The organism is Selenomonadales bacterium, assembly GCA_018335585.1.
Taxonomy (GTDB): domain Bacteria; phylum Bacillota; class UBA994; order UBA994; family UBA994; genus UBA994.
Map to the genome: position 1 here is coordinate 51,728 of JAGXRZ010000001.1, position 18,094 is coordinate 69,821.

The 18,094-nt window shown below is 51.9% G+C and carries 20 protein-coding genes; 5 read left to right on the forward strand and 15 right to left on the reverse strand.

Annotated features, from left to right (window positions below; translation table 11 throughout):
• Window positions 1-36: 36 nt before the first annotated feature.
• From KGZ66_00240 to KGZ66_00250, 3 genes are all read left to right on the forward strand, one after another.
• The gene (locus tag KGZ66_00240) at window positions 37-1,290 is read left to right on the forward strand and encodes an ATP-binding protein (protein ID MBS3984025.1); all 1,254 of its coding nucleotides are present in this window, start codon (window positions 37-39) and stop codon (window positions 1,288-1,290) included.
• Window positions 1,291-1,828: 538 nt separating this feature from the next.
• Window positions 1,829-2,179, forward strand: coding sequence for a hypothetical protein (locus KGZ66_00245; GenBank protein MBS3984026.1), 351 nt, complete (start codon window positions 1,829-1,831; stop codon window positions 2,177-2,179).
• Window positions 2,161-2,643 carry a hypothetical protein gene (locus KGZ66_00250; protein MBS3984027.1) on the forward strand — a complete coding sequence of 161 codons (483 nt, stop codon included), beginning with the start codon at window positions 2,161-2,163 and terminating at the stop codon, window positions 2,641-2,643. The genes KGZ66_00245 and KGZ66_00250 overlap by 19 nt, the downstream gene beginning before the upstream one ends.
• A gap of 337 nt (window positions 2,644-2,980) precedes the next feature.
• Here KGZ66_00250 and KGZ66_00255 read toward each other — a convergent pair whose 3' ends face one another.
• Both KGZ66_00255 and KGZ66_00260 read right to left on the reverse strand, forming a co-directional pair.
• Window positions 2,981-3,199 (reverse strand): hypothetical protein, encoded by a 219-nt coding sequence (locus tag KGZ66_00255; protein ID MBS3984028.1) that lies wholly within the window; start codon window positions 3,197-3,199, stop codon window positions 2,981-2,983.
• A complete protein-coding gene (locus KGZ66_00260; protein MBS3984029.1) occupies window positions 3,200-5,041 on the reverse strand; it encodes an HD domain-containing protein in 1,842 nt (613 codons plus the stop codon). It lies immediately after the preceding gene.
• Between the two features lie 482 nt (window positions 5,042-5,523).
• Between KGZ66_00260 and KGZ66_00265 the strand changes: the two genes are divergently transcribed.
• Both KGZ66_00265 and KGZ66_00270 read left to right on the forward strand, forming a co-directional pair.
• The gene (locus tag KGZ66_00265; protein ID MBS3984030.1) at window positions 5,524-6,123 is read left to right on the forward strand and encodes a type IV toxin-antitoxin system AbiEi family antitoxin domain-containing protein; all 600 of its coding nucleotides are present in this window, start codon (window positions 5,524-5,526) and stop codon (window positions 6,121-6,123) included.
• The gene (locus KGZ66_00270) at window positions 6,120-7,004 is read left to right on the forward strand and encodes a nucleotidyl transferase AbiEii/AbiGii toxin family protein (GenBank protein ID MBS3984031.1); all 885 of its coding nucleotides are present in this window, start codon (window positions 6,120-6,122) and stop codon (window positions 7,002-7,004) included. The genes KGZ66_00265 and KGZ66_00270 overlap by 4 nt, the downstream gene beginning before the upstream one ends.
• Before the next feature lie 386 nt (window positions 7,005-7,390).
• Here KGZ66_00270 and KGZ66_00275 read toward each other — a convergent pair whose 3' ends face one another.
• From KGZ66_00275 to KGZ66_00335, 13 genes are all read right to left on the reverse strand, one after another.
• Complete coding sequence (locus KGZ66_00275; protein ID MBS3984032.1) at window positions 7,391-7,609, reverse strand: type II toxin-antitoxin system HicB family antitoxin; 219 nt, start codon at window positions 7,607-7,609, stop codon at window positions 7,391-7,393.
• A gap of 138 nt (window positions 7,610-7,747) precedes the next feature.
• Complete coding sequence (locus KGZ66_00280) at window positions 7,748-8,293, reverse strand: Uma2 family endonuclease (GenBank protein ID MBS3984033.1); 546 nt, start codon at window positions 8,291-8,293, stop codon at window positions 7,748-7,750.
• A gap of 288 nt (window positions 8,294-8,581) precedes the next feature.
• Window positions 8,582-9,133, reverse strand: coding sequence for a DUF4411 family protein (locus tag KGZ66_00285; protein ID MBS3984034.1), 552 nt, complete (start codon window positions 9,131-9,133; stop codon window positions 8,582-8,584).
• The gene (locus KGZ66_00290) at window positions 9,130-10,323 is read right to left on the reverse strand and encodes an ImmA/IrrE family metallo-endopeptidase (protein MBS3984035.1); all 1,194 of its coding nucleotides are present in this window, start codon (window positions 10,321-10,323) and stop codon (window positions 9,130-9,132) included. The genes KGZ66_00285 and KGZ66_00290 overlap by 4 nt, the downstream gene beginning before the upstream one ends.
• A 167-nt stretch (window positions 10,324-10,490) precedes the next feature.
• The gene (locus KGZ66_00295) at window positions 10,491-10,709 is read right to left on the reverse strand and encodes a type II toxin-antitoxin system HicA family toxin (protein MBS3984036.1); all 219 of its coding nucleotides are present in this window, start codon (window positions 10,707-10,709) and stop codon (window positions 10,491-10,493) included.
• On the reverse strand, window positions 10,687-10,917 hold the full coding sequence (locus KGZ66_00300) for a type II toxin-antitoxin system HicB family antitoxin (GenBank protein ID MBS3984037.1): 231 nt from the start codon (window positions 10,915-10,917) through the stop codon (window positions 10,687-10,689). The genes KGZ66_00295 and KGZ66_00300 overlap by 23 nt, the downstream gene beginning before the upstream one ends.
• Window positions 10,918-11,334: 417 nt before the next feature.
• Window positions 11,335-11,985 carry a DUF4276 family protein gene (locus tag KGZ66_00305; protein MBS3984038.1) on the reverse strand — a complete coding sequence of 217 codons (651 nt, stop codon included), beginning with the start codon at window positions 11,983-11,985 and terminating at the stop codon, window positions 11,335-11,337.
• Window positions 11,982-13,154 (reverse strand): AAA family ATPase, encoded by a 1,173-nt coding sequence (locus tag KGZ66_00310; protein ID MBS3984039.1) that lies wholly within the window; start codon window positions 13,152-13,154, stop codon window positions 11,982-11,984. Before KGZ66_00310 ends, KGZ66_00305 begins: the two co-directional genes overlap by 4 nt.
• A 228-nt stretch (window positions 13,155-13,382) precedes the next feature.
• On the reverse strand, window positions 13,383-13,634 hold the full coding sequence (locus tag KGZ66_00315; protein ID MBS3984040.1) for a hypothetical protein: 252 nt from the start codon (window positions 13,632-13,634) through the stop codon (window positions 13,383-13,385).
• Window positions 13,635-13,739: 105 nt separating this feature from the next.
• A complete protein-coding gene (locus tag KGZ66_00320) occupies window positions 13,740-14,906 on the reverse strand; it encodes a nucleotide sugar dehydrogenase (GenBank protein ID MBS3984041.1) in 1,167 nt (388 codons plus the stop codon).
• The gene (locus KGZ66_00325) at window positions 14,903-15,928 is read right to left on the reverse strand and encodes an SDR family oxidoreductase (GenBank protein ID MBS3984042.1); all 1,026 of its coding nucleotides are present in this window, start codon (window positions 15,926-15,928) and stop codon (window positions 14,903-14,905) included. The genes KGZ66_00320 and KGZ66_00325 overlap by 4 nt, the downstream gene beginning before the upstream one ends.
• Before the next feature lie 23 nt (window positions 15,929-15,951).
• Window positions 15,952-16,920: a glycosyltransferase family 2 protein gene (locus tag KGZ66_00330; protein MBS3984043.1), complete on the reverse strand. Its 969-nt coding sequence runs from the start codon at window positions 16,918-16,920 to the stop codon at window positions 15,952-15,954.
• A gap of 5 nt (window positions 16,921-16,925) precedes the next feature.
• Window positions 16,926-18,077, reverse strand: a complete 1,152-nt coding sequence (locus tag KGZ66_00335) for a glycosyltransferase (GenBank protein MBS3984044.1) — start codon at window positions 18,075-18,077, stop codon at window positions 16,926-16,928.
• Window positions 18,078-18,094: the final 17 nt, after the last annotated feature.

The following is an 18,094-nucleotide window of genomic DNA, read 5'->3' on the forward strand; positions in this document are numbered from 1 at the left end:
TGGAATCGCCACATCATCCGGTGGGGAGGAGTTAGCTTGTACATTACGCGGGCTGTAGAGCCCGTAATCAAGCGATTGGCGGGCATGTTTGGCGTTTTGCTGGTCACAGGGCCGCGACAGGTGGGCAAAACAACCATGCTGCAAAGCTTATCCGGCCCCGAACGCAAGTATGTCACGTTAGATGACCCCGATCTAAGGCGCTTGGCCAAGGCGGACCCAAGCCTCTTTCTGCAGCGTTTTACGCCTCCCGTCATCATCGACGAAATTCAGTACGCCCCCGAACTGCTGCCTTACATCAAGATGCATGTAGATTCCACGCGGCGCACAGACGAGTTTTGGCTGACGGGCTCGCAAGTCTTTCAGACTATGCAGAACGTCAGCGAATCCCTAGCCGGGAGAGTAGGCATCGTCAATCTGCTTGGCTTGTCTACCCACGAGATACACGGCACTCACTCTGAGCCATTTCTGCCTGTGCCCGAGAAGCTCTTGGCCAAAGCCGCGCCACAGCAAGCGAAACTCGGACTCCACGAGCTGTATGCCCGCATATTTAAGGGCAGCATGCCGGCCCTCTACGCCCATGCCATCGACCGCGAGGCCTACTACCGCGCTTACGTTAATACCTATCTGCAACGAGACATCCGCGACCTTACACAAGTAGCGGACGAAATGTCGTTCTTCAACTTTATGACGGTGGTTGCCGCCCGCACGGCCCGACCTATAGTCTACGAGGAAATCTCTAAGGATTGCGGCATTAGCGCGCCCACAGCCAAGAAGTGGCTCTCCATACTGGTTTCGTCCGGCCTTGTGGCGCTCGTGCAGCCCTATCACAACAACATCCTAAAGAGGGTCGTTAAGTCGCCGCTTCTACACTTTCTGGACACAGGGTTGTGTGCGTATCTACTTAAGTGGGCCAGCCCCGAAACGCTAGAGCGCGGCGCGATGTCCGGCGCCTTTTTTGAGAGCTTCGTGTTCGCGGAAATCTACAAGGGGTGGCTTAACGCCGGCAAGGAACCCCCTCTCTACTACTACCGCGACAAAGACCAAAAGGAAATCGACCTGCTTATCTACTGGGACGGCACCCTCTACCCCATCGAAATTAAAAAAACCGCGTCCCCCGGGCGAGATGCGGGTAAGCACTTCCATCTATTGCAGCCGCTCGCCGACTCTCTGCGAACCGAGGCGCACCCGCACCTTAAAGCAAGCATCGGCCCGGGCGCGGTTGTCTGCATGGCTAACAACCTCTTGCCCATAGACAGACACGTCTGGGCTGTCCCGGCGTGGATGATCTGAAGTGGAGGATAACCAGAGCCTGATTGACCTTATTGCACTGATTAGGAGTTGACCTCAGGGGCCTGCATAGGGGCCTATATAAGCGTCTCTCCTTCTAATCAGGGTAATCAGTGAAATCAGGCTCTAAACTACGGGGGTTACTCAGGATAACCAGAGCCTGATTAGCCTTATTGCCCTGATTAGGAGTTGAGCACAGGGGCCTTCACCTCAGGGGCCTTCATAGGGGCCTATACAAGCGTCTCTCCTTCCAAATCAGGGTAATCAGTGAAATCAGGCTCTAAATTACCTGGGATACTCAGGATAACCAGAGCCTGATTAGCCTTATTGCCCTGATTAGGAGTTGACCTCAGGGGCTTTCACCTCAGGGGCCTTCATAGGGGCCTTTATAAGCGTCTCTCCTTCCAATCAGGGTAATCAGTGAAATCAGGCTCTAAACTACCGGGGATACTCAGATCCTAGCGCAGTTGCCTGCCTTGCTAGGGCCTATTTATCATGCTATTGTAGTATTGTGGAAGAGCATTGGGGGTGGCAATTTGCTATGTGGTCAACCCATATCCTAGACAGCGCGCGTGCCAAGAAAAAGCAAGCGCGGGAGCAACTTCGCGTTCGATTGCTAGACGCTGCCATGCAAGCCCTAGATAAGCTGTCCCTGTTGCTTCAGTTTGATAAAGCCTATGTATTTGGTTCCGTGGCAAGGCAGCAGGGGTTCGACGAGCTTTCGGATTTGGATATAGCCTTCGCAGGGCTGCGGGACGAAGATTATTTTACCGCTGCGGCTTTTCTCTCAAGAGAAGTGGGCATAGACGAAGTGGATGTCGTGCAATTAGAGGGACATCGCCTGGCTAGTACAATAGTAAAGGAAGGGATACCGTGGAAAAGGAAAGGGTAGCCTTACTACAGGCAGAACTGCAGTCACGCACCCAAGAGATTGAGAACATATACTTGAAGATTGACGAACGTAAAGGGCGGAGGGGCAAAATAGCCGTCGAAAGCCTTGCCTATCAGCTCCACAACCTGTACTGCGCATTTGAAGACCTCTTTAAGGCCGTATCTGTTGCCTTTGAAAACAACATCGACCACAAGTCGCGCTATCACACCGAACTGCTAAAAAGAATGACCTACACGATTGAAGGCGTAAGGCCCGCTCTCCTGACGCAGGATAGTTACATGTTGCTAGATAATCTGCGTGCGTTCAGGCATGTGTTCCGGCACGCCTATTCCTATGACCTAGATGAACGAAAGGTGCGAATTGTCTTAGAAGATGTGGCCAAACTGCGGGCGTTGTACGCTAGGGATGTGCAGGCCTTTTTGCAGGGACTAGGGAGTCGCAATAGCAGTGACAACGGCAGGTAATCAGTGAAATCAGGCTCTAAATTACCGGAGATCCTCAGGATAACCAGAGCCTGATTGACCTTACTGCCCTGATTAGGAGTTGAGCACAGGGGCCTTTGAATCAGGCTCTAACACGCACTGGCACATGCTTTCGCTTATGTGTTAGCGATGAACCAAAATTGAGCACTAATCCTACCTCAAGACCGTTGGCGTGCGCGTGCACTTAAGGAAAAACTCCCGCCTAAGGCAGGAGTATAAGCGCATGTTCAGCGTCGGTCGTTAGTCGCTGCGGCAAGCGGACAGCCTCCCAGCAGCTAGTGTAAAGCAAAAGGCTCCGTCCCCGGTGCTTCCCGGTGCTTTACCTCGCAATTAGCTCAGTTCTAGCGTAGCGCACACCCGTCTTACGGAGGACACCGGCATCTCTTAGCCTGTCAATGCGTCTTTTTACGTCATCGTCATCAAATCCGAGCTGTTTTTTCTTCACCTCAATGAGGATCTGGTCGATGGTGAACGGCTCACTCTTTGATAAAACAATTTGCACAAGCTCGTATATGGGCGACTCTTTAACTGGAACCATTCATTCTCCTCCTTTTGCTCCATTATATCCGGGCACAAAGTGTTTTGACAGACCTTTTCCTAATTCTTCTCCTATTTGTTTTCTGAGTGAAGTGAGATTTTTATGTTCCCCGGTGAAGTACAGAAAAAACACTGGGAACAGAGACCAGTTCCTGTCCAGTTCTGCATTAATTGAAGACACCTCTGACAACGGCACCGCCTCTCCTTGGCAGTGCACATATGGGTCTAACACGGATGCCTTATTCTTGTTAAACTGCACTAGGTACTTACCTAGGACTGCGCGAGCAGCATGGTGGACAATCTCTTGGAACTTACTGCTATCGTCTACATCCATAAGTGCCTTCGCAGCCCCTAAGAAGAATCCCCCGCTTTTTACCTTCTTAGCCTGCTCAAAGGATGCCCTAAGCGGTTCCGGCAGCCACTCGCTGGCTGCGTTCATGGCCTGCACGCAGGCCTGGTCTATTTGACGAAAATCATTAGTCCGTTTGACAAGCGAGCTATAGCGTTTCTGATTAGATAGGAGTTCTTCTAGCTGGAACTTCAACTCGTCCTGACCATTGTGGTACTCCTCGTAGTAATGGCGGCGCAGCACGGTAAGCATCCAAGCGTCGTCCCACTGCACAAGGTCATCAAAATACACCTTGTCAGCATCACGGTCACCATTAGCCACTGCTCGCCACAGCCCAGAAATATCCATGGGAAGCGCGCGGCCCTTTTCGGTTAGAACGGCACCTTGGTCCATTAAATACCTGGTCGCGAGGCCTGTTACAGTTTGTGTCAAGAGGGCGTCTGTCTTCCTTACTCTGTGGTGGAAGACTACATACTTGTAGAGAAACCACCGTAGCTTGAAAAAATCCTCTATCGCGCTTAGCGCTCGAATGTCAGGGCAGAAGTAGAACCTTTCTTCAACTTGCATAAGACGCATAGATGTCAATAGGCGTTCATCGGCTGCCCTGCTCTTCATAAAGCCTGAATTCTCAAGGTCTCTTACAACATAGTCTAGTCTATCACCGTCCATGGGGCCGGAGATAATGCCATGTATATCAGCGCACAGAAAATCACCTTCGTTCTTCCCTGTTTCTTTTAGGATATCCAAACATAAACTATGTACGAGTTTATAGAGCATTTGGCAGCACGCTTCTTCGCGGTTAGGGTGCACATTTAGCTGAGCCTTGCGCGCTACATGCTCTAATAGCCTATCAGCAATCCTAATACCTAACGCCTCATGCAGTTCATCTGTGCCATTAACACCCAAGCTGTTGCTAAACTCCGCAACCCGCGTGGTCATCGTTGGGGCACACGACAGGCCGTGGTTAATGTCGTTTAGTGCCAACTCTGTGACGTGGCTGAATGGCGGGTGGCCGATATCATGTAACAGAGCTGCGCATCTGACAGCTTGGTATAGGATAACGTAAACCCAGACCTGCTCCTGCTTGAGCGAGGGCCGGTTAGTAATGTACATCCTGTCACAATCGGCAATCACAGATGGGTGCCTCATAAGCTCTGTAATGTGGTCGCCTAACTTCGTCCGCCATATCTCCGCCTGCCCCGTACTAAGGTAGCCTCTTATTCGCTGCTCGACTTTACCAAGAAAATCATCCTTGGTCGTAGGTACTGCGTTCTCCACTGCATACCGCAAAATCCGGCTACAGAGGTGCATGGCCCCAATCGAGTGCGTAAAGCGAGAGGTTTTGTTCGCCGGATATGTTAAGTAGGCCGTAGAATTCTGTAAGACGGAATGCAGACGGTTAAAAGCCTGCGTCGATATTATGAGCTTCTCCATTTGACTCAACTGGACTGAGCCATGGACAGAGTCTGCTATCTGGAATATCTTGTCGTTCATACTTACCGCTCCTTCGTGACCCATCGCCTACTACCGTGGCTGCTCAGGCCAAATGTAGACCTTTAAGGATACATTCTCCACAAACGAGAGCATTTCCTGCACCCCCGCGCGTGAAGCAAAAGCTCTGTCCCCAGTGCTTTCGTAATCAGGGTAATCAGTCAAATCAGGCTCTAAGCTTACGGGGGATACTCAGGATGACCAGAGCCTGATTAGCCTTATTGCCCTGATTGAGAGTTTGCCCTCAGGGGCCTTCACCTCAGGGGCCGTCATAGGGCCTTTATAAGCGTCTCTCCTTCCAATCAGGGTAATCAGTGAAATCAGGCTCTAAATTACCGGAGATCCTCAGGATAACCAGAGCCTGATTGACCTTATTGCGCTGATTAGGGCATAGATTTAGAATCTGTGCGTCCCGGACAGCTGCACTTTTATGCTCTATTTTGATACACTTTGAAGCATAAACGTACAAACGCGAGGTGACTGGCATGTCAGTTGATGAAAGAACGTCCATTTACAGGCTCTTGAAAGATGGCAACGGTTTCGTGACAGCAACGCAAGTTACGGCAGCCGGAATTCCGCGACGCTGCCTAACCGCCATGAGTAGGTCTGGGTTAATATGTAAGGTCGAACGCGGTATCTACGCCCTACCTGAGGTCTGGGAGGACGATCTGTTTTTCACTCAGTATCGCTTTAGCAGAGGCATTTTCTCGCACGAAACGGCATTGTCATTGCACTCACTAACAGACCGCACTCCCGTCAAGTATACCATGACCTTCCCCGCTGGGTACAATACTGTAAACGCTAGGCGCAAGGGTATCATTGCTAAATGTGCGACAGCGGATACTTATGCATTAGGAGTGACAGAAGTGCCTTCTCCTAACGGAAACCCACTGCGGGCCTATGACATTGAACGTACTCTGTGCGACATTGTAAAGACTAGGCATCAGGCTGACATTCAAGTCATCAACCAAGCCATGAAGGCCTATGCCAGCTCAAGGGATAAGGATATGGCTAAGCTCATTGACTATGCCAGAAGGCTACGTGTGACACCCAAGGTGCTGCACTACATGGAGGTGCTGCTATGACGACACGCAATCCTGCACAGCTTAAAGCCTTGTTCAAGAAAATGGCTACCGAAAAGAACTTATCCGCACAGCTGATCATGCAGAATTACATGATGGAACGGTTTCTAGAACGTCTTTCACTGTCTAATTACAGGGAAAACTTCATCCTAAAGGGCGGCTTTCTTATCGCAGCCATTGTCGGGCTTGATTCTAGAGCTACGAGGGATCTCGACGCTACAGTTAGAGGTCTCACGCTCACGCATGATTCTATTCGTTCGGTGTTTAGCAGCATATGTGGGGTTGACGCAGGGGACCAGGTCACATTTTCGGTTTCTAGAACAACGGATATCCGTGAAGCCGATGATTATCCCGGCATACGTGTTAGCCTGACAGCCAGCTTCCCACCCCTAATTGTCCCCATGTCCGTTGACGTAACTGCTGGCGATAAGATTACGCCCCGCGCAATCGAATACACTTTTAGCCTTATGTTTGACGCCCGCTCTATATCTGTTCTAGCCTATAATCTAGAGACCATCTTAGCGGAAAAGCTCGAAACTATCTTGTCGAGAAACATCGCCAACACAAGGCCTAGGGATTTCTATGACGTATACATCCTCTATACGTTGTGTGGATCAGAGTGCAACCGGGCAGTCCTTCAAGCGGCCTTAGGAGAAACTGCCGTGAAGCGCGGCAGCGTAGCTGTGCTGAGGCAGTACGAGAGCATTGTCACTAACATCAAAAGCAGTTCAAGCCTGCGGGCTTTCTGGTCACGCTACCAGAAGGATTTCGACTATGCCAAAGACATCAGCTTTGACGACGCTTGTGATGCCATCCTGACGGTCCTAACTGAAGCATGTGCAGCCGGGCGGTCGCCTTTCCCTCCAAATCAGGGTAATCAGTGAAATCAGGCTCTAAACTACGGGGGTTACTCAGGATAACCAGAGCCTGATTAGCCTTATTGCCCTGATTAGGAGTTGACCTCAGGGGGCTTCACCTCAGGGGCCTTCATAGGGGCCTTCATAAGCGTCTCTCCTTCTAATCAGGGTAATCAGTGAAATCAGGCTCTAAACTACGGGGGTTACTCAGGATGACCAGAGCCTGATGGACCTTATTGCTCTGATTAAGGCGTGTAGGAGTGCTGTGAAGCAAAAAGCTCCGTCCCTTTTGCTTCCACCTCAGGGGCCTTCACAGGGGCCTGTATAAGCGTCTCTCCTTCCAATCAGGGTAATCAGTGAAATCAGGCTCTAAATTACTGCGGATACTCAGGATAACCAGAGCCTGATTAGCCTTATTGCCCACGAGCCACCTCAAAATGGGTGACAAACACCTCGCCGCGCAGGCGCGACACCATTTCTTCCGGATGAGCCGTTTCGAAGAACAGCTCTACTGCTTCCCGTAGGTTGAACCTCGCTTGTTCCACTGTGTCCCCTTGGCTGGCGATATCGAGCTCTGGGCACAAGGCTACAAACCCACTACCTTCACGCTCAATCACAGCGGTAAATACCATTGCGATCATCCTCCACTTCGAACAATCATGTGTCTACAGTTTACATGATATGTCTAGCAGTGACAACGGCACGCAAGACTGGCTCATCTTTGTCGTCCGCTGCGAAGAAAAAACTCCCGCGCTAAGGCAGGAGTATACCTAGTCCAACTGCTCTGCAAAAATGTCGCCTAGGCAAACAGTAATCCCTGAAAGAACACAGGAGGAGATCTCCCCTGCTTCCCCTACTTCCTGATCTAGAACAAGCTTGCCGTCTTTTAGAGCAAAAACCTGCACCGACTTGTCATCCGGATCCACAATCCAGTATTCCCTGACCCCGCATCGTTCGTAGACTTTGAATTTCTTCCGCAAATCGTAATAGGCGGTGGCCGGAGAAAGAATTTCGACCACCAGATCAGGTGCTCCGTTGATCCGGGCCGGCTCGACTATTTCCATTCGCTCTTTGGAGATAAACAGGATGTCCGGTTGGAAGGTTTCTGTTTCACCTAGACAAACATCTACCGGAGCATCCAAGATCAGCCCCAGCTTTTGCTTAGTCACAAAGGAGCGCATCTGGAACCCTAGGCGCCCGGAAATAATCTGGTGATAAATAGACGGCGCAGGCGTCATAACAAGCTCTCCTCCGATTAACTGATACGGTGCACCTTCCGGGAGATTTTGATAGTCGGCGTGAGTATAGATCGTCATAATCACACCCCCCCTCTTAGCGCGGAGATTCCTTATGTCAATCGCCACGGTTTCGCTATCATCATAGCACCGCAGACTGCTTCCCGCAACGGGAGTCTGGCTTCCACGTTCACTCAGGATGACCAGAGCCTGATGGACCTTATTGCCCTGATTAGGAGTTGAGCACAGGGCCTTCATAGGGCCTTTTTACGCGCCTTTCCCTCTAAATCAGGGTAATCAGTGAAATCAGGCTCTAAATTACCGGGGATACTCAGGATGACCAGAGCCTGATGGACCTTATTGCCCTGATTAAGACGTGTAGGAGTGCTGTGAAGCAAAAAGCTCCGTCCCTTTTGCTTCGCTAGCGGCTGGCGACTTACCTAGGACAAATCTGGCCCCTTCACGACGCAGCATTTGGTACGGGCTAATGCAGGCAATGCCTATCCCTTGGCATACGTTAGGGATCTTTATGCGCTTCAAGGAATTCGCCGGAATCTCGTGCGTGACAACGATGTGGCGCCCCGCTAATGCGTGTGCTATTAGGTAGTAATCGGCCACTTGCATAAAAGTGTTGATTGCAGCTGCTTCGTACTTCTGCCTCGTTACCCAGTCGGCAACTTTCCCAAGCTGCACAAAAACGTCAGCGTCAGTGTCACGGAAGAGGCTGCCACCCGTGTTCCGTACCCAATCCGACAGCTCATCAGCACCGCCAGCTATTTCGTCGGCAATTTTGTCTACACTCCAAACACGGCCCTTGGCATTGCTAACAAGCAGCCAATCCCAGAATGCAGGGCAAAAGTCTAATCCGTAGTGTAGGTTTTTAGCCTGAATGAACACATTGGTATCCAGCAAATAAGTCATAGCATCACCCCTAATGCACGGGCAGCCTCATAGAAGGTAGCGGTTTTACGTATTCCCAACATGCGAAAAGCGTCGCGAAACAATGTCTGCCCTTCTAGGGTGCTAGAGATTACTGCCCGAGCAAAGAGCTTGCCCGTGCGCGCCGCAAGTGTGCGGTAAAAATCACCGCCGCTGCCACCACCACGATCGTAGCTTAAGATGCGTTCCGCTTCTGCATTGTAGGCCTGCCAGTAAGTATCCTGATCGATAGCGCCAATGTCCAGCAGTCGACGCAATATCACCAGCAGGCTCACCTTGAACACGCGGGCCAAATGCTGTACCTCCTCTTCGAGCGGAAGATCTGGCCGACGTCGACCATGCAATTCTTCCACAGGCACGAGCACCTCTGCTGCTATCGCATTGCACCACCGCTCGATTGGCTGCGCGGGAACTGCTCCCGCAACCGGATCGGACACTCCACTTTCCCCAATCCACAAGTGTGCCAATTCATGGCATAGGGTAAACATTTGCGCAGACTTGCTGTCGGCTGCATTCAAAAAGATCACCGGAGCGAAGCGGTCAGCAAGGGCGAATCCACGGAACTCGGCAACATCAAGCTTGCGACGAGTGTTGCTCCCAACTATTGAACTCGCCATAACAAGAATACCCACATCTTCGGCTTTTTGTTTAAGATAGCGTAACGCCTCCGCCCAAGTCGGAAGTCTCATTCTTGCTTCTGTAGAAAGCCCTAGCGTGCGCGCTATCGACCCCGCCACTGCGACAGGATCCTCTTGCGGGCTGACGCTCTGTATGAAGCTCAAAGGTGTTAAGCCATGTAAGTGCGCGTACTCGACAAACCAGTCTTGCCTCTGTTGGCACATGTACACCGTGTCAAGCAAGTTTAGGCTGGGGCGTGTGTCTATTCGACCGGCAAGTGTTCGCAAATCAGGTATCGGCAACTGCAGATCCGGAGGCACGGATAGGAACAAGTACCCAATCGGAAGATGCACAGCTTGCGCGTACTCCTCCAGCTGACGCAGAGTCGGCTGAACTTTGCCTAACTCCCAATCTCGCAGTTTTGGGAAGCGCCGGCTAAGGAACATGCTTTCTAGTCCCGCGCGTTCGCGTGCCCAACGCAGCACCTCGGGCTTGACCGCGACCCTAGCCAATCCGACCACGTCCCTTTCTAGGTTAAATCTCGCTTGTTCCACTGCCACTTCTCATGTGTCTACAGTTTACATGATATGCCTAGCAGTGACAACGGCACGCAAGACTGGCTCAGCTTTGTCATCCGCTGCGAAGAAAAAACTCCTGCGCTAAGACAGGAGTGCTGTGAAGCAAAAAGCTCCGTCCCCGGTGCTTCCCCGGTGCTTCACGCCTACTCGAATAGTTCTCGGGACAATCCTGATTGCCTGATGATCGACTGAAGCGTCCCAATGCGAAGCTCATCGTGATCCGGAACGGGAACGGTTAAAGAACTTTGGAGAAGCTTCTTTTGCATGACAATATGGCTACCGCGCCGTCGTACTTCGACGAACCCATGCGCAGAGAGAATCGTGCACACCTGTTTGCCACTAAGAACGCGCAGTTTGCCCACGAGACACCTCAAAATGGGTTACAAAAACCTCGCCGCGCAGGCGCGACACTATTTCTTCAGGATGAGCCGTCTCGAAGAACAGCTCTACTGCTTCCCGTAGGTTGAACCTCGCTTGTTCCACTGTGTCCCCCTGGCTGGCGATATCGAGCTCTGGGCACAAGGCTACAAACCCACTACCTTCACGCTCAATCACAGCGGTAAATACCATTGCGATCATCCTCCACTTAGAACAATCCTGTGTCTACAGTTTACATGATATGCCTAGCAGTGACAACGGCACGCAAGACCGGCTCATCTTTGTCGTCCGCTGCGAAGAAAAAACTCCCGCGCTAAGGCAGGAGTGCTGTGAAGCAAAAAGCTCCGTCCCCGGTGCTTCTCAGGATGACCAGAGCCTGATTGACCTTATTGCCCTGATTAGGAGTTGAGCGCAGGGGACTTCACCTGAGGGGCCTTCATAGGGCCCTTTATAGGTGCCTTTCCCTCTAAATCAGGGTAATCAGTGAAATCAGGCTCTAAATTACCGGGACACTCAGGATAACCAGAGCCTGATTAGCCTTATTGCCCTGATTAGGGCGTGTAGGAGTGTTGTGAAGCAAAAGGCTCCGTCCCCGGTGCTTCCCGGTGCTTACTCCCTCTGACCCACCTGCTCCAAAAACTCCACAAAGGGGCCAAAACATTGCGGGCAGCGCTCTGCAATCTCTTTATACCCAACTCTAGACAACACCGCCGGTGCATCTACTGTCTCTTTATATCTTCGTCCCTCTTGCATGAAGAGCTCTTCTACCACTACCTTAGGGGGGCGGTCATGGTTCTGGTCTTCCACTGGCACAACCCAAGATCGCTTTAGCTGCTTCTTGCCCAAACGCCAAGCCAGAGCATCCTCGGCAGCTAGCACTAGCGCCTCTAAATCATGCTTGAGGCAGAAAACAAAAAACCGATCCAGAAGACGCATATCATCGACGTTGCTGTGCTGCAGTGCCCGCCTAAAAGCGCTGACAATGCCCTGCTGGAGTTGCGTCGTCGTTTCATGCTCAAGCCCTTTATTCTTTGGGTACAGGTCTGGCAAGGCTACCACAACTGTATCAGCACTATGCCGCAGTATATTTGCGGCCCTCACCGGCACCTTAAAGACCATAGACTTCTTCTTATCCCCGTTTGGCGCCTCAAAAAACTCGATGGTGACCCCGCTCTGACGTTTACTTTCAATTACTGGGCTCAATAAAAGCTCTAACGCAGCTTTATCTGACGGTCCCTCAACATAAACAATTATCCTCATGGTAGCCTCTCCAACTCGTCGCTACGATGCATTGCTTCAAGCTCATCTATGCCAAATTCCAGCAGGTTCGCCTTTAGCATCTGAGAGGTGCTCGGCTTAATAAATTGAGCCCCTCCGTCTACTTTGCGAAATACGGCAAGACGCTCTAAGTCAAAATGCACGAGGAAATAGGAGGCATGGGTAGCCAAAAATATCTGCGTGCGATCACACGCCTTTTCGAAGAGCCCTGCGAGAAGCGGGAGGGTGCGGGGGTGGACGCCTTGGTCAGGCTCATCAATGCATATCAATGAGGGAGGTTTTGGTTGGACGCAAAGGACAATCCAACAGATTAGTCGTAATATCCCATCCGAGAGGTCCGCTAGACTTAGTTCTTGGTCAACGCCTTCTTCTTGCCAGAAGGCAATGACCTCGCCTCGTCCCCCGCGGGCCTTCACCGCTAGTCCCTTAAAGCCAGGCACAACCGCTCGCAGATGCAACTCCAGCTCTTCAAACGCCTCCCTGTGTTCTGTCATCAGATAATGCATCATAGAGCTCAGGTTGCCACCGTCTTCATGCAGGACCGGCTCCTGCTCGATGGGCACAGACTTGCGAATCTTCTCGTGATTAATGTTAAAGGAGCTATAGAAGCGCCATTCACGTATGTACTCCCTGAGTTGAAAGAGCGTCTTTTGGTTGGGGTTGGTCATGGTGCTGAGCGCCAGCTGGTTGGGACGCGACAGGGTGATCTCCTGCCGCTCTAACTTCTTGGACTCACCCTGAACTACGCCCACCCGATCCTTAAAGTCCATAAAAACGTACGGCTTGTCATGCTGCGGGCCGAACGGTCTTCTGGATACCACCTTCTCGAAAGAGACCCGTGTGCGGCCGATAGGGCCCGTTAACTCCCCTTGATAGCAGATAGGAACGGGCTGCCCACTGTCTATTTCTAGGCTCCACGAAAAGCGTTCGGGGCCCGGCATATGGAATATCTGCTGCCCGACTGAGCCCGCTATAATCTCCGGCGGAATCTCCTGGTACACACTATTGCGCAGAAACTTCAGGAACTCAAAGAAGCTCGATTTGCCCGCGCCATTTGCACCAACAAGTATCTCCAGCGGCCCGAGCGGTGCCACCAAATCCTTAAAAGGTCGGTAGCCCATAATCTGCACGGAGTTCAACTTCATCCGCATATGCGTCCACCCCGTTTCACAACTTTGCTCCAGTATAGCATGCCGGCGCGGCCCTGTGGGCATCTCTCTTTCCAATCAGGGTAATCAGTGAAATCAGGCTCTAAACTACGGGGGTTCCTCAGGATAACCAGAGCCTGATTGACCTTATTGCCCTGATTAGGGCATGTAGGAGTGCTGTGAAGCAAAAAGCTCCGTCCCTTTTGCTTCGCATTTCTTAACAAGCGCATGCTAGCACCCCTCGCGCAAAGACCAATCCATGAACTGCTGAAACTGCTCGTCCTCAGCTAGGTCTAAGAAGCGCTGCCTTTGTTCCGCACTGAGAGCCGCGAGGAAGCGGTGGTAGTATTGTGATTTACGCCAACTCACTCCGTATCGGCGTACACCGCGTGCTCTAATGGCCCGCACGCGTAGCCAGCAACCCAGGATAACTGCCCCTGCCCCCGCTGCTATCACCAAGTACCACAATAAGTTGGCGTACACCCCACCCCATACCCTTCTCTACTCAACTTATTCGCATGAGTTCTCTGGGTATTCTAACACCGCGAGATGGAAAAACAAGTCGAAGCGTGTCGGACGGGAAAGAAATCAATCCTTCGCATACAAGTCGCGAGTATAGACTTTGTCGATTACGTCTGCCAATTCCGAGGTCATCCTATTGCTTATAATCACGTCCGAGATTCGCTTAAACTCGTCTAAGTCGCGTACAACGCGCGAACCGAAAAAGTGAGTGTCCCGCAATAGAGGTTCGAAGACAACCACTTCTATGCCCTTGCCCTTGATACGCTTCATGATGCCTTGAATAGATGAGGCCCTGAAGTTGTCGGAGTCTGCCTTCATGGTTAGACGGTAGACCCCGACGACTTTTGGTTTTCTGGCTAACACCATCTCGGCTATGTGGTCTTTTCGGGTTCGATTCGCTTCGACGATTGCACAGATAATATTGTTTGGCACCTTGTCGTAGTTGGCCAGGAGCTGCTTGGTGTCCTTGGGCAGGCAATACCCACCGTAGCCAAAGGAGGGGTTGTTGTAGTGAAGGCCAATTCTTGGGTCTAACCCTACCCCCTCGATGATTTCCCTTGTATTAAGGCCCTTTACTTCAGCATAAGTGTCCAGCTCATTGAAGAAAGCAACCCGCATTGCGAGGTAGGCATTGGCAAAGAGCTTAATCGCCTCTGCTTCTTCTGGCCCGGTAAACAGCACCGGCACGTCTTGCTTAGCGGCTCCATCGACTAGGAGTTGGGCAAACCCCTCTGCGCGGGCGCATTTCGCTCCTACGATAATACGCGAAGGGTATAAACTGTCATGCAAAGCTTTCCCTTCGCGCAGGAACTCCGGCGAGAATATGATATTGTCGCAGTCGAACTGGCGACGCATCCTAGCGGTAAAGCCAATTGGCACCGTTGACTTAACTACGATCGTTGCGCCTGGGTTCTCAACTATGGTAGCAGATATCGCATCTTCTACCGTGGAAGTGTCAAATCCGCCATTTGAAGCATCGTAGTTTGTGGGCGTAGCAATCACAACATAGTCCGCATCACGAACGGCTTCTTGCATATCCACCGTTGCATCTAGCAGAAGGTCTTTAGCGGCTAAGTATTGCTCAATATCTACGTCTATAATGGGCGAAAGCTTCCTCTGTACCATGTCGACTTTTTCGGCTACGATGTCGGATCCAACTACGTTGTTGCGTTGAGCAAGCAAAATCGCCATCGAGAGTCCTACATAACCCAAACCTATAACAGCTATCTTCATAGGCAGCCCTCACGCTTGAACCACTCTAAAGTCTTACGCAATCCGGTATATAGATCCACAGTCGGCTGCCAGCCAAGCAGGGCTCTTGCTTTCGCTATGTCAGGTTGACGAACATGCGGGTCGTCCTGGGGCAGGGGCAGGTGCACTAGCTCACTACTGCTTCCTGAGGCCTCCAAGACAGCCCTAGCAAACTCCATTATTGTTATTTCGCTCGGGTTACCGAGATTAAAAACGCAGGCTAGCTCTTCCTTACCGGCTAGCGCCCCTGCCGTATCGGACGCGTGCGCACAAGGCTCCCAGTAAAGAAGGCGCATCAACCCCTCGACCAAATCATCGACATAACAAAAGCTTCGCGTCTGCAATCCGCTACCATATATTGTTAACGGGTGGCCTTTCAGGGCTTGTGCAATGAAGTTTGGTAAAGCACGTCCGTCGTTTGGGCACATGCGCGGCCCATAGGTATTAAAGATGCGCGCTATACGGATGGGCACTCCATGCACACGATGGTAGGCGAGAGTCATGGCCTCTGCATATCGTTTGGCCTCGTCATAAACGCTGCGCGGACCAATAGGGTTCACATTGCCCCAGTAGCTCTCAGGCTGTGGGTTTATCATCGGATCCCCATATACCTCCGATGTAGAAGCCAGGAGAAAGGTTGCGCCAGTAGCTCTTGCCAAATTCAGTGCGTTATAGGTGCCAAACGCACCCGCCTTGAGCGTGTCTATCGGATATGCTAGGTAATCTTTTGGGCTGGCGGGGCTTGCGAAATGGAGGACGTAGTCTATTCGGCTTTCGGGGAGCCCTAGGTCTGCTATATCAATGCGTTCAGAGATGTCGCGTTCCACGAAGGAGAAGTTGTTGTGCCCAACCAGATGCGACAGGTTTTCTAATGTTCCGGTGAGCAGGTTATCAAGGCATAGGACTAGGTGACCGTCTTGCACTAGCCGGTCGCAAAGGTGAGAGCCCAAGAACCCAGCTCCGCCTGCTAGTAGGCTAATGGTTTGACGTTTGGACACTTGCATCGGTAACACCTCCACCTAATGAATTATCGGACAACCCCACCTTTTGCCACAGCGTGGAGTCTATGTCGTAAGGCATGGGGGAGTCTTCGCACAATCTCAACCGCTAGGCGCGGGTCGCTAGCAACATGCTTACACAAGCCTATGAAATTGCCTTTCCTAAGCGCAGAGGCGACCGGGGCGAAACGCTGCTCAAGCTTTGCAGTAGAGGCATGCTTTCTTATTACATCCTTTTCTTCGTGTGAAAAATCCGAACGCAAAAGCAACCGCCCATAGAGATGCAGGAGATCCGCCCATCTACGGTCTTGCGTACTAAACGACTGTGGAGTCAGGCGGTAGTAATATAAAGCAGGCTCAATAAGTATCAGCCGTAGCCCCGCCTTGAAAAGCTCGCAATAAAACTCCAGATCCTCGCCGTATCTGCGGTCAATATTGTATGTAAGCTCATGTTGGCGGATAGCATCCAAAGGGATGAGTGGCTTAATCATGGGTGCACTAAGTGTCAGGTACTGCAGGAGGTCTAGCTCCAGTCTGCCATCAGCATCGTAAGGCACTCTGTGAAAGAGCTGAGACCCGGTGCCAAACGGGCGCAATCCCCTGGGCGTTTCAAAACACACCAGATGATCGTCCGCCACAAAGAACTCGCTTCCGGCAGCCTCGGCTAGTAGCACCAAGATTTCAAGTCGATTCGGGGCCCACTCGTCGTCTGCGTCGAGGAGTGTGACATACTTGCCCCTTGCCTGCGCCAGGGCGGTGTTGCGCGCCGCCCCAGGCCCACCGTTAGAACTGTGAGCGATTAGGGTTATTCGCTTGTCCGTAAAGTAGCGCACAGCCTGCGCCGAGTTATCGCGGGAGCAGTCGTCAACCACTAATAGCTCAAAGTTTGTGTACGTTTGTGCAAGTACCGAAGTAATTGCGGCGGCAATGTACTTTTCTGCGTTATAAGTGGGAACGATTATTGAGACTAAGTGCCCAGTGAGCACACCATTGCCCATGTTGATTACCCCTTTACCGAAGTTTTGCGCGACAGCATATCAAAATACACCATTTCCCATCGAGCAACGACCGTGCCTAGACTATAGTTGTCCTCCACATGACGCCGGCCAGCCTCACCCATTGACTGGCGCTCCGCAGCCGTAAGAGCCATAACTCGGACCATGGCCTCGGCTAGTGCCTCTGCGTCGCCGGGAGGAACGAGATACCCGCCGTCTCTTGGCACCGCTTCGCTGTTTCCGCTTACGTTAGTGGCGACAATAGGCAGCCCGCTAGCTGCAGCCTCAAGCAGGGCCATCGGCAGCCCTTCGTAAACTGAAGACATAACATAGGCATCGGCGACATTCATGAGCGCAGGCACATCTCGCCGCACGCCTAGAAACAGCACCTTCTGCGACAAGCCTAGTTTGGCGGTAAGTTGTATCATATCCGGCATTAACGGACCATGCCCGGCTACAAGCAACTTTGCGCTCTGACTCGCCGCGTTGGCAATCTTGAAAGCAGACAGCAGCGTAGGATAGTCCTTTGGCGATTCAAGTCGTCCCACCGCTAGCCAGACGAACTCGTTAGTGACCCCTAGGCTGTCCAGCAGTGGCCGCGCTAGGGCCGGGTTGAGTGCGAATTTGGCGATGTCTACGCCGTTAGGCACTGTCATAATCTTAGCCTCTGGAGCTACGCCTATCCGGATGTAGCGCTCGGTTGCCGCATGGCTTACATTAGTGGTTACGTCTGCCAAACCATCTGTTAGTCGATAAGCGACTTCGCGCCATCTGCCGCCCTCATTGATGCTGTGGGCAGTGGAGATCAGCACCGGCACATTCTGCAACAGACGCGTAATCCGCCCGAGAATATTCGCGTGCACCATATGGCTGTGCAGTACATCTGGCTTCCACTGGCGAAGGATTCTCGCTAACGCCCAGACGGCGCGTGGGTCTGGAACCCCTCGCCGCATATGAAGCGTTTCAACAACGACCCCTGCGTGACGCAGGTCGTCAGCTAACGCTTTTAGCGGCAGCAAGGAGATTACACCAACTTGCCATCCGCGCAGTCTGAGAGCGACAGCTAGGTTTACGACCTGTTGTTCGGCTCCACCGACATCGAGCCCTGTAAGCAAAAACACTACACGAAGGGTCGACGGGTTGTCTACGCCTAGTACCAAAGGACATCGCCCCTCCG